Here is an 11,480-nt window from a genome sequence, read left to right as displayed (position 1 = left end):
GTGGAGAAGACCATGTCGATGGCTGACCGCGACGGTTTCATCTGGTATGACGGCAAGCTCGTTCCATGGCGAGACGCGACCACGCATGTCCTGACGCATTCGCTGCACTACGGGCTGTCCGTTTTCGAAGGCGTGCGCGCGTATCGCTCCACGCTCGGCACCGCCATCTTCCGCCTCGAAGACCACACCAACCGGCTCTTCAATTCGGCGCACATCTACCAGATACCCATGCCGTTCGATCGCGACACGATCAACGAAGCCCAACGGATGGTCGTGCGCGAAAACCAGCTGGAATCCGGCTACCTGCGTCCCCTCGTGTTCTACGGTCCCGAAAAAATGGGCGTGTCGCCCAAGGGCGCGCGGGTGCACGTGGCCATCGCGGCCTGGCCGTGGGGCGCGTACCTGGGCGAAGAGGCGCTGTCCAACGGCATCCGCGTGAAGGTGTCGTCGTTCGCGCGCCAGCATGTGAATGTCACCATGCCGCGCGCCAAGGTCGCCACCACGTACGCCAATTCCATCCTCGCCAACACCGAAGCCCTGCAGGACGGCTACGACGAGGCCCTGCTGCTGGACACCGACGGCTTTGTCGCCGAAGGCTCCGGCGAGAACCTGTTCATCGTCAAGGACGGGGTGCTCTGCGAGCCCGAGATCGCCTCGGCGCTGACGGGCATTACCCGCTCCACGATTCACGCCTTGGCGGCCGACCTGGGCCTGCGCGTGTTGACCAAGCGCCTGACGCGCGACGACGTCTACATCGCGGACGAGGCCTTCTTCACCGGCACGGCCGCCGAAGTCACGCCCATCCGCGAAGTCGACAACCGCCGGATCGGCTCGGGCCGGCGCGGTCCAGTCACCGAACAATTGCAGAACGCGTTTTTTGACGTGGTGAATGGCCGCAACCCGAAGTACCATCACTGGCTAAGTAAAGTCTGATTTTCAATTCTGATTGGCGCGCTTTTGCCCAGCAAGACCGCATCATTGTTTCAACCTGCCGTTCATCGGTTCTTTTTTCAGGAATATTCATGACCGCTGCTGCCCCGGCCGCCGTCTCCCGCGCTCACGAAGTCATCGAGGTCGGCGCTGAAGACCTGCCCGTGTTCTGTCCCGGCCCCAAGGCCCCGCTCTGGAGCATGCACCCCCGCGTCTTCCTGGATGTGGCCCGCACGGGTTCCGCAAGCTGCGCCTACTGTGGCGCCGAGTACCGCCTGAAGGCGGGCACGGTGCTGCACGGCCACCACTGACCTCGCCGCCCCACAATACGCTTAACCGTTTCAGCAGCCATGTTCGCCACGCCCGAAGAAGCAGAACACGCGTTCTACGAAGCCCTTGAGCAGGCGGACGCCGTCCGCCTGATGCAGGTCTGGGCCGACGACGAGGAAGTCGTATGCATCCATCCGGGAGGCCTGCGCGTCGTCGGTCATTCCGCGGTGCACGAGTCCTGGCAACAGGTGCTGTCCAACGGTCCGCTGCATGTGCGTCCGCTGCGCCCGCTCGTCATGCTCAGCATGATGTGCGCGGTGCACGTCCTGGTCGAACAGGTGGCGGTGCGCACGCGTGAGGGCACGCAGTTCGCCAACTGCTACGCCACCAACATCTACCACAAGGGCCCCACCGGCTGGCGCATGGTCATGCACCATGCCTCGCAGGCGCCCTCGGAAGCCGGGGTGCTCGACCTGCACGACGTGCCCGACATGCTTCACTGACCCGGGTGGATTCCCAGTTGGCCCCTGCTCGTCTTGATACAACGCCCTGCCCCGTCCCGCCCTGGCTTCCCGGGGGCGACAGCCAGACGGTCTACGCCGCCCTGTTCGCGCAGTATCACCGCATCGCGTTCGTGCGCGACCGCGTCGACACGCCGGACACGGACTTCGTCGATTTCGACTGGACCGGCCCTGGGCTGTTTCCGCACAAGGCCGCCGACGGTGCGCCGGTAAGCGGGCAACGCCCGGTCGGCAACGGCAAGACCGCCGCAGCACGCTGGATGACGGACGCCGACTGGAAGTCGCTGCCGCAAACCCCCGACACCCCTGCCCTGATCCTGTTCCACGGCCTGGAAGGCGGCAGCAACAGCCGCTATGCGCAGTCCATCGCGCATTACTTCCGGGCACGCGGCTGGATCGTGGTGATCGCGCACTTTAGGGGTTGCTCGGGTGTGCCCAACCGCCTGGCCCGCGCGTATTACTCCGGCGACTCGGCCGAGGTGGGCTTCCTGCTGAACACCGTGCGCCAGCGCATTCCGCACGCGCGCTGGCACGCCGTCGGCGTGTCATTGGGCGGCAACGCGCTGCTGAAGTATCTGGGAGAACACCAGGAAGACACCACCTGGCTGACCGCCTGCGCCGGCGTGTCGGCGCCGCTGGATCTGGTCGCCTGCGGCAAGACGCTGTCGACCGGCATCTTCAACCGGCGCGTCTACACGGCGCACTTCCTGAAGACGCTCAAGCACAAGGTGCTGGAAAAAGCGCATCGTTTTCCCGGTTCCATCGATGTCATGCGGATCGCGCATGCGCACGACCTGCGCGAATTCGACGACACCTACACCGCGCCGATGCACGGCTTTCGCAATGCGCTGGATTACTGGACGCGCGCGTCCAGCAAGCCGTGGCTGCCGAAGATCGCCGTGCCGACGCTGGTGCTCAACGCGCGCAACGACCCGTTCATCCCGGCCGCCTCGCTGCCCAAGCCGCAAGACTGCGCGCCGGGCATCCTGCTGCATCAACCTTCCGATGGCGGGCACGCGGGCTTTCCCACGGGCAGCTTTCCGGGGCACCTGAACTGGCTGCCCCAGCGCCTGGGACGGTTCTTCGAAACCGGGCTGTAAAAGCTGCGGCCAGCTCAGTAGGTGTCTGACACCCCCGAGATCCAACCGCAGACTTGCGACGCTGTCTCAAGGTGTCAGACCCCTTGTATCAACCTGACTTGAAGCGCTCGAGCAGCCGGCGCTCTTCGGCCAGCTTGTCCTTGACTTCCTTGATCTGCACGTCGATCTGCGACTGCTCGTAGAAGTCGTTGGACAGGCCGCGCGCCTGTTGCAGCTGCGACTCCGCGGCGGCGTACGCACCCGTCATGACGTAGTAGCGGGCCAGGTCGCGGCGCGCCTGTACCGGCTTGCCGTTGCGCTCTTCGCTTTGCGCCAGCATCTGATAAAGGCTCGGTTCGTCGCTGCCCCACTGCTTGATCTTCTCGCGCAGGTAATCCTGCGCCTCGGCATGCCGGCCATTGGCCTGCAGCGCCTGGGCGTAGGCAATGCCCAGCGCGCGATGTTCGGGATAGCGCTTGGTGCCCGCCTGGGCAAGCGACATTGCCTGCGGATAATCCTTGCGCGCCAGCGCGATATCCACAGCAAGCTTTGCCAGCTGCGGCGAACTGCGGCCATTGGCGGAAGCCAGGTTCCAGTAGCGCTCCGCTTCCGGCAGGTTGTTGCGCTGGAAGTTCTGCAGGGCCAGCCCGTAATACGCGGCGGACTGCCGCACGCCCGAGAGGGCCTGGGCCTCGTCCTGCAACTGCTGGCCGGCCGTGCGCAGACCGACCGTGTCGCGGCCCTGCACCACGCGCATCTTGGCGCGGATGTACCAGAAGTCGTCGCTGTCCAGATGCCGCGAGGCCGGCAGCGCGCGGGCGCGGTTCTGCACGTCCGACATACGCTCGATCGACAACGGGTGGGTGCTGGCCCACGAGCCGCCGCCCGCGCCTTCGTTCAGGCGCGATGCGTTCATCAGCCGTGCGAACATCTGAGACATGCCGTCGGCGTCGTAGCCAGCCTTCGTCAGCATCTGCAAGCCAGCGCGGTCGGCCTCGCGTTCCGCGTCGCGCGAGAATCCCAGTTGGCGGTTGATGGCCGCCGCCTGCCCGAAGGCGGCCACGCCCATCGACAGGTTGCCGCCGCCGCCCGCCAACGCCGCCAGCAGCGCGCCCGCCAGGCTGGCCAGCATCAGCATGCCGTTCTGGTTCTGCTGGGTCATGCCGCGCGCAATGTGGCGCTGCACGACGTGTCCGATTTCGTGGGCCACCACGGCGGCCAGTTCGGATTCGCTGGCCGACGACACGATCAGGCCCGTATTGATCCCGATGAAGCCGCCCGGCATCGCGAACGCGTTGATCTCGGGATCCCGCACGCCGAACATCTCGACCTCGGGCACGCCGCCCGGCGCAAACGCCGCAAGCTTGCGCCCCATCGTCGTGAGGTACTGGCTGAGTTCGGAATCATCGATATAGGAAGGGTCGCGGCGGCCCTGCGCCATGATCGCTTCGCCCAGCGTGCGCTCCAGCATGGGCGACAGGTCGGACGACGAGGCGGCGCCCATGGAAGGCAGCCCGACCGGCTGCGCCCACGCCGTGACGGGAGCCACGGGCATGGCGAGCGCCGCGCAAAGGCTCGCGATCGCGCCCCGTTTCGCAATCGAGCAAATGGATGGCATTTTCCTGCGGTTCATAAGCCTATGATAGCGATGAGCTTAAAATGTTTCATCGAATCCTCAACGAGGTCTCAATGCGTCCCGTCCGTAAAGCCGTTTTCCCTGTCGCCGGCATGGGCACCCGCTTCCTGCCCGCCACCAAGGCGATGCCCAAGGAAATGCTGCCCGTGGTCGACAAGCCCCTCATTCAGTACGCGGTGGAAGAAGCCGTCGCCGCGGGGATTACCGATCTCATATTCGTGACTGGCCGAAACAAGCGCGCCATCGAAGATCATTTCGACTCCGCGCCCGAGCTGGAATCCGACCTGGAAAGCAAGGGCAAGCATGAACTGCTGGCGATGGTGCGGGGCATTCTACCCGCGCACGTCAATTGCCTCTATATTCGCCAATCGGCCCCGCTGGGCCTGGGCCATGCCGTGCTGTCGGCCGCCCCTGCCGTGGGCGACGAGCCCTTTGCGGTCCTGCTGGCCGACGACCTGATCGACGCCGATACGCCCGCGATGAAGCAGCTTGTGGACGTCGCCGTGGCGCGCAACGCCAGCGTGCTGGGTGTGCAGGACGTGCCGCGCGCCGACACCCGCAAGTACGGCATCGTGGCCACGCACACAGGCGACACGCAGGCGGATGGCCGCACCGAACGCGTCACGCACATCGTTGAAAAGCCGGATCCCGAAGCCGCGCCCTCGACGCTGGCCGTGGTGGGCCGCTACGTGCTGGAAGCCGCGATCTTCGACCATCTGCGCTCGACCAAGATGGGCGCGGGCAATGAAATCCAGTTGACCGACGGCATCGCCTCGCTGATGCGTGAGCGCGAGGTCTATGCGCACCGCTTCGATGGCGTGCGCTACGACTGCGGCAACAAGGCGGGGATGTTCCAGGCCACCGTGGCGCTGGGCAAGAAGTATCACGGCCTGCTGCCGGAGTGACCGGCGCGGCCTGGCGGGAATGGGCACATCAGTGCCGCGTTCCCCGCCGGGTTCAGGAAGACAGCGCCGCGCCCGACTTGGCGCGCGCGCGCGCATCGCGGTCCGCCTTGCGCAGCCGCCCCTTGGCCGACAGGCGCATCAGCGTGCCCAACGCCACCATCAGCCCGATCACCTCAACGAGCGCGGCAGGAATCCACATGGTCAGCCCGCCGATCGTCTGGTCGGTTTGCGCCGACATGGCGATCGCCCGCCCGCATAGCTCAAAGAGCGGATAGATGTCGCTTTCCGTGAAGGCGATGACGGCGCCCGCCACCATTTGCGGCAGCATGGTCGCCACGGGCGAAATGACGCGTCCGCCGGGCGACATGGCCGCGGGGGGCGCGGGACGTCGGTCCAGGATCAGGTTCCAGTACATGAACCCGCTGATCACGACCGACCAGTTCATGAGGCGGTAAAGACGCCAGTCGAGCATCGAGTAGAACTGCACCGACGGAATCAGCCAGATCAGCACCAGGAACACGAAAAGCGCAGGCACGAAGATCTTGTGGGTCAGCACCGCCACCGTGGCCCGGCCCGTGCCGGTGCGCAGGAAATCGCGCAGCCGCAAACGCCACCGCATCGGCAAACCCGCCCGCATCACCTGCCCCGGGAAGGCCGCCATGACGAGCAGCGGCCCAAGATGGTGCAGCACCAGATGCTGGATGCGATGGATGAAAAACATGCGCTCGGCGTAGTAGTCGAGCCGGGTGTGCAGGGACAGGTACAGGAGGACCATCCCCGTCCAGAAAAGGATCTGGCGCGCGCGCGTGACATGGTGGACCCGCTGCCCGCGTACGAACAGCACGATGGCCACCAGGAAGGAAGCCACCAGCGTGGGAGAGAACTCCCAGGGTACGAGCCATTCGAGACTATCCATGCGTGCCATCCGAGAAACGACGCGAAGACAAGGGCCGGCGCCCGGCGCCGTCTTTCGGCGATTGTAGTAGACCCCGCCATCGCGCGCTGCCGGGCGCCGGCCCGGGCTGGAACGTGTCAGAAACGGTGTGACACGCCCGTGCCGATGCGCGTGGTGTGGGCGTTGCCGGGGTCGAACTGGTTATCCAGCGTGTAGTTCGACGCGTAGCCGGCGAAGGCGTAGAGCGTCGTGCGCGGGGACAGGTCGTAGGTATAGCCCAGCGTCGCAACCTGCGCATTGCGCGCCCTCATGCCGTTGTCCCAACGCCAGTCGGGCCGGGCCAGCGACCATTGCACCAGGACGGCGCCCGACCCGGCCGGAACACTGACCCCGACCAGCCAGGCGTCGACCGTGCCGCCCTGCACGAAGGCCGCGGGTCCCAGCCCGAGGCCCAGTCCGTCGGGGTCGCCGCCGTCCAGCCCCACATAACCGTTGCGCTGGCGCGACCAGGCAAGCGACACCTTGACCACCTCGAAGTCGTACGAGGCGCCCACCTGGAACGCCTGCGGACGCCCGCCCGCCTGCGCGGGCGGGGTGGCCAGGCGCAATTGTTCCCAGGTGGCCACGGCCAGGAGCGGCCCGTCCTCATACTTCAGGCCGAGACTGATCGCACGAGTGTTCCGGTTGGTGCGAAATTGGTCCTGTCCATCCGCGTCGAAGGCATAGCCGACCCCGGCCTGGAACCCCTGCCATTGCGGGGAATACCAGTTCACCATGTTGCTGAATTGGTAATTGTCGGACGCCTTGAAGGTCGCCCCCATGCCCATGTCTTTCCACGAGGCGATCTCAAGCGCGTTGCCATAGGTCTGGCCGACCGTGTACTGGCGGCCAAGGCGCAGGTCGCCGTAGCTGGCATGGGCCAAGCCGACCCAGGCGCCATAGTTGAAGAGCCGGCTGCTATCGGCCGCGGTGCCGCTGGACGGGTCAAAGCCGCTTTCAAGCTGGAAACTGGCGGCCCACCCGGAGCCCAGGTCTTCCGTCCCCTGCAGGCCCCACAGCGAGTCCGTCAGGCCGCCATTCAGCAAGCCGCTTTGGCTGCCCTGCCCCGACACCCGGGTCACGGCAACGCCGGCGTCCACAATGCCGTACAGCTGCAAGCTGGTGCCGCCATCCGCAGCCACCGCCGCGCAGGAGGGCATCAGGCCGGCCGCCGCCAAGGCGGCGAAAAATGCAATTCTCATGATCTTTCCTTGCGTTGGCGGCGGGCGCGGAGCCCGCCGCCGGTTGCATCAGCCTACTGCCAGCCGTAGCGGCGGACCCAGAAGTGCTTGAGCGTCTGCGTCAGCACGCAATATCCCAGGAGAATGCCGACGAGCCAGGGGAAGTAGCTCCAGGGCAGCGCCTGCAACTGAAAGTACTCCGCCAGCGGCGAGAACGGCAGCACCAGCCCCAACGTGATCACCATCAGCGTCATTCCCATCAGGGGCCAGGACGCGCGGCTTTGCAGGAAAGGAATCCGGCGAGTGCGGATCATATGCACGATCAGCGTCTGCGACAACAGGCCTTCGACAAACCAGCCGGACTGGAACAGCGTCTGATGCTCGGGCGAATTGGCCTGGAACACGAACCACATGACGGCGTACATCGCGATATCGAAGATCGAGCTGATCGGGCCGAAGAACACCATGAATCGGCCCAGGCCTTCCGGATCCCAGCGCTGCGGCTGCTTCAGCAATTCTTCGTCGACATTGTCAAACGGAATCGCCGTCTGCGAGATGTCGTACATCAGGTTCTGCAGCAGCAGATGGATGGGCAGCATCGGCAGAAAGGGCAGGAAGGCGCTGGCGACCAGCACCGAAAACACGTTGCCGAAATTCGAGCTGGCCGTCATCTTCAGGTACTTGAGCATGTTGCAGAAGGTCTTGCGGCCTTCGATCACGCCGTCCTCCAGCACCATCAGGCTCTTTTCCAGCAGGATGATGTCGGCGGCCTCCTTCGAGATATCCACCGCGGAATCCACCGAGATGCCCACGTCCGCCGCGCGCAGCGCCGGGGCGTCGTTGATGCCGTCTCCCATGAAGCCCACCGTGTCGCCCTGCGCGCGCAGGCTGCGAACGATGCGTTCCTTGTGAATCGGCGCCAGCCGGGCAAACACGTTGGCCTCGCGCACGGCGACCGCCAGCTCGGCGTCGTCCATCGCCTCGATCTCGGCGCCCAGGTACACCTTGCGCACGTCCAGTCCCACCTCGCGGCAGACCTTGCGCGTGACGAGTTCGACGTCGCCGGTCAGCACCTTGACCTCGATGCCCGAGTCCTTCAACGCGGCCAGCGCGGGCCCGGTCGACTCCTTGGGCGGATCCAGGAATGCGATGTATCCCACCAGCACCAGGTCGGATTCGTCCGCCACGCCGTAGGCCTGCTGCGTGGGCGGCAGTTCCTTCACGGCGACCGCAATGACGCGAAGGCCCTCCCGGTTCAGACCCGCCGTCACGTGACGGATGTCGGCGCGGCGCGCGTCGGTCAGCGGATGCACCTCACTGCCCACGCGCAGACGCGTGCAGGCTTCCAGCATTTCCTCGAGCGCTCCCTTGCAGATCAGTTCGTGGTGGTCGCGGCCGTTCTCGGTCTCGTTCACCACGACGGACATGCGACGGCGCGAGAAGTCGAACGGAATCTCGTCGATCTTCCGGTAGCGGCCCGCCAGGTCCAGGCTGCGCGCCACTTCCGCATGCTCCAGCACGGCCACGTCCAGCAGGTTCTTCAGGCCCGTCTGGTAGTAGCTGTTCAGGTAGGCATAGGCCAGCACGTCGTCGCTGGCCGCGCCATAGACGTCGGTGTGGCGCTCGAGCACGATGCGGTCCTGCGTCAGCGTGCCGGTCTTGTCGGTGCACAGCACGTTCATGGCGCCCAGGTTCTGGATCGCGTCCAGACGCTTGACAACGACCTTGCGGCGGGACATGCGCACGGCGCCCTTGGCAAGCGTGGCCGTGACGATCATGGGCAGCATTTCGGGCGTCAGGCCCACGGCGATGGCCAGCGCGAACAGCAGCGCCTCCAGCCAGTCGCCCTTGGTAAAGCCGTTGATGAGCATCACCACCGGCGCCATCACCAGCATGAAGCGGATCAGGATCCAGCTCACGCGGTTGATGCCTTGCTGGAATTGCGTGGGCGCGCGCGAGGTCTGCGTGACGCGGCCAGCCAACTGGCCGAAGTACGTGTCCGAGCCGGTCGCCACCACCAGCGCGCTGCCCGCGCCGCTGACCACGTTGGTGCCCATGAAGGCCATGTTCTCCAGTTCGAGCGGGTTGGCCGACTGCATGCGCGGAGACATATGCTTTTCAACAGGCAGCGATTCGCCCGTCAGCGCGGCCTGCGCCACGAAGAGGTCCTTGGCGTTCAGAATGCGGCAATCGGCGGGGACCATGTCGCCGGCGGAGAGCAGCACGACGTCGCCGGGCACCAGATCGGCCAGCGGCACTTCACGCTGTTGCGACCCGGTGGCGTGCAAGGCCGCGCCAAAGAAGCGCCGGCCATTGCCCGCGTCAGGCGATCCGGCATCGCTGCGCAGAACCGTCGCGGTGTTGCGCACCATCGCCTTCAGGGCTTCGGCGGCGCGGTTCGAACGCTGCTCCTGCACAAAGCGCAGCACGGTCGAGATCAGCACCATCGAGCCGATGATGGCAACGGCCGTCCACGACTGGTCCTCGGGCGCCGCCATGCGCACGTCGGTCAGCCATGACAGGACCGCCAGCGCGGTCAGCAGCAGGTTGAACGGATTGCGATAGGACAGCCACAGGTGATGCGGCCAGGAAAGCGGCTTCTCGTGGTCGACTTCATTGGCGCCATGCCGATCGCGGGCGGCCTGCGCCTGGGCGTCGGACAATCCGCCCCAGCCGCTGCCGAACCGCTCGAACAGGGAATCGAAGCCCAGCCGGGACGTCTCGACCATGCGCTGGCTGGCGCGGCGGGCGGCTTCGGAGGAAACCGCGGCGTTGTCCGCGCCTTGTTCAAGGATGGGGGCGCGGCGAAAGTGCCGGCCGGTGCGGCGCAGACGCGCGGCGGAGGAAAAAAAGGATTTCAGGAAAGCAAACATGGGAGTGCTCCGCATTTATTGGTGTTGTTGCGGGAGACACGGACGACCCTGCCGGTGGCGGCCGCGCGCAGGCAGCAGCGGACCGCGGCGTTTCCTGGGAAATGCCGTGAGGCCGCCACTGACGGGCGTGCGAAGGCGCCGGAGCAATGTTGCCGGTGTCCGGATCGCGTCTATAGCGCGCCGGGTGCGGAAAACGGAAGGGAAGCGGGCTGTGGAACCGGGACCGGACGCCGATGCTCGCAGGACGCGGGCGGGGCCGGGGATTCCAGGCTGCGGGTTCCGTACGGACCGGGATGTCTATCCGGCCAGTCGGCTCGCAGTGAGTGACGGGTCAGATAGGCATGCCGGAGCCGCGCACAGGGCGCAATCGAGGCTCTGGGTCTAAGGCGCTAGGCATGATTTCTCCGGGGGAAGGAAATGTTTGTGGGGGGTCAGGCCATCGCGGCCTGTGCGCCGAAATGCACGTGGCGCACGGCGGGGTTGGCGCTCAAACGGCGCGCTTGCGTCATCAATTCGGCCCGCAGTTCGGGCGGGCAATTGACCGTGATGCAAGCCGACGCGAGATCGGGATCCTGGCCTTGGTCGACCTGCACTTGGGCGACATCCAGGCCAGCGGCGCTGAAGTCCAGGCAGATCTGCTTGCGCAGTGCGCCGAGCTCGCCGCGCGGACAGATCACCGTCAGCCGGGAAGTGCCGCGGCGGCGGCCCAGGGCGGTGGCGCGGTCCACGCCGGCACGGCGCAGGAACAAGTCGAAGAAACGCATAACGACCTCCATGACAAGAAGGCGGAGCGTGATCGCGAACACGTGCGCAGCCGGACAGCGCCCTGGCGGCGGGCACGACGAACGTGCACGAACGCTGGCGCTGCGACTAGCGGCGGTTCTGGCGGTTTACGTTGGGGAGAGTCCCGGCAGGCTGAGAGCCTGCGCTACTGGCCGGGCTGAAGCCTGGCGCCTGGGATACACCGCAACCTGCTGAATGACAGGATGCGGCAGACGGAGTTCTGCGTGGATCCTGTCAGACAGCGACGTCGATGCAAGATCGACAACTTTCGCCGGAATCGGTATTCACGAAGACTGCTCCTGGGATGGAAAACAGCGAAAGTTTACGCGGGTTTGTACTGATGGACAAGGGTTGGGTGCATTTTTGAC

Annotated in this window: 10 protein-coding genes; 5 read left to right on the top strand and 5 right to left on the bottom strand. The window is 65.8% G+C overall.

The window, feature by feature from the left end; translation table 11 throughout:
- Positions 1 to 12: 12 nt before the first annotated feature.
- From ASD87_RS11305 to ASD87_RS11290, 4 genes are all read left to right on the top strand, one after another.
- Entirely contained in the window at positions 13 to 933 is a 921-nt protein-coding gene (locus ASD87_RS11305; RefSeq protein WP_056321213.1) for a branched-chain amino acid transaminase, read from the top strand.
- An 89-nt stretch (positions 934 to 1,022) separates the two neighbouring features.
- Complete coding sequence (locus ASD87_RS11300) at positions 1,023 to 1,241, top strand: zinc-finger domain-containing protein (RefSeq protein WP_056321210.1); 219 nt, start codon at positions 1,023 to 1,025, stop codon at positions 1,239 to 1,241.
- A gap of 39 nt (positions 1,242 to 1,280) precedes the next feature.
- Positions 1,281 to 1,703: a nuclear transport factor 2 family protein gene (locus ASD87_RS11295; protein WP_056321209.1), complete on the top strand. Its 423-nt coding sequence runs from the start codon at positions 1,281 to 1,283 to the stop codon at positions 1,701 to 1,703.
- Between the two features lie 17 nt (positions 1,704 to 1,720).
- Positions 1,721 to 2,821 carry a YheT family hydrolase gene (locus ASD87_RS11290; protein WP_056321207.1) on the top strand — a complete coding sequence of 367 codons (1,101 nt, stop codon included), beginning with the start codon at positions 1,721 to 1,723 and terminating at the stop codon, positions 2,819 to 2,821.
- A gap of 88 nt (positions 2,822 to 2,909) precedes the next feature.
- Here ASD87_RS11290 and ASD87_RS11285 read toward each other — a convergent pair whose 3' ends face one another.
- Positions 2,910 to 4,433: a M48 family metalloprotease gene (locus ASD87_RS11285; protein WP_056321205.1), complete on the bottom strand. Its 1,524-nt coding sequence runs from the start codon at positions 4,431 to 4,433 to the stop codon at positions 2,910 to 2,912.
- 56 nt (positions 4,434 to 4,489) lie between these two features.
- On the opposite strand from ASD87_RS11285, the gene galU reads away from it, so the two are divergent.
- On the top strand, positions 4,490 to 5,341 hold the full coding sequence (gene galU / locus ASD87_RS11280) for a UTP--glucose-1-phosphate uridylyltransferase GalU (RefSeq protein WP_056322690.1): 852 nt from the start codon (positions 4,490 to 4,492) through the stop codon (positions 5,339 to 5,341).
- A gap of 52 nt (positions 5,342 to 5,393) precedes the next feature.
- Here galU and ASD87_RS11275 read toward each other — a convergent pair whose 3' ends face one another.
- From ASD87_RS11275 to ASD87_RS11260, 4 genes are all read right to left on the bottom strand, one after another.
- Positions 5,394 to 6,266, bottom strand: coding sequence for a cytochrome c oxidase assembly protein (locus ASD87_RS11275; RefSeq protein WP_142050699.1), 873 nt, complete (start codon positions 6,264 to 6,266; stop codon positions 5,394 to 5,396).
- A 107-nt stretch (positions 6,267 to 6,373) separates the two neighbouring features.
- Positions 6,374 to 7,477: a porin gene (locus ASD87_RS11270; protein WP_056321200.1), complete on the bottom strand. Its 1,104-nt coding sequence runs from the start codon at positions 7,475 to 7,477 to the stop codon at positions 6,374 to 6,376.
- A gap of 53 nt (positions 7,478 to 7,530) precedes the next feature.
- Positions 7,531 to 10,329 carry a magnesium-translocating P-type ATPase gene (gene mgtA / locus ASD87_RS11265; RefSeq protein ID WP_056321198.1) on the bottom strand — a complete coding sequence of 933 codons (2,799 nt, stop codon included), beginning with the start codon at positions 10,327 to 10,329 and terminating at the stop codon, positions 7,531 to 7,533.
- Between the two features lie 431 nt (positions 10,330 to 10,760).
- Positions 10,761 to 11,093 carry a hypothetical protein gene (locus tag ASD87_RS11260; protein ID WP_056321196.1) on the bottom strand — a complete coding sequence of 111 codons (333 nt, stop codon included), beginning with the start codon at positions 11,091 to 11,093 and terminating at the stop codon, positions 10,761 to 10,763.
- Between the last annotated feature and the right edge of the window lie 387 nt (positions 11,094 to 11,480).

The organism is Achromobacter sp. Root170 (assembly GCF_001428165.1).
GTDB classification, from domain to species: Bacteria; Pseudomonadota; Gammaproteobacteria; order Burkholderiales; family Burkholderiaceae_B; genus Achromobacter; species Achromobacter mucicolens.
The sequence above is the reverse complement of the archived record's forward strand: the minus strand, read 5'-3'. Positions and strand labels throughout refer to the sequence as shown.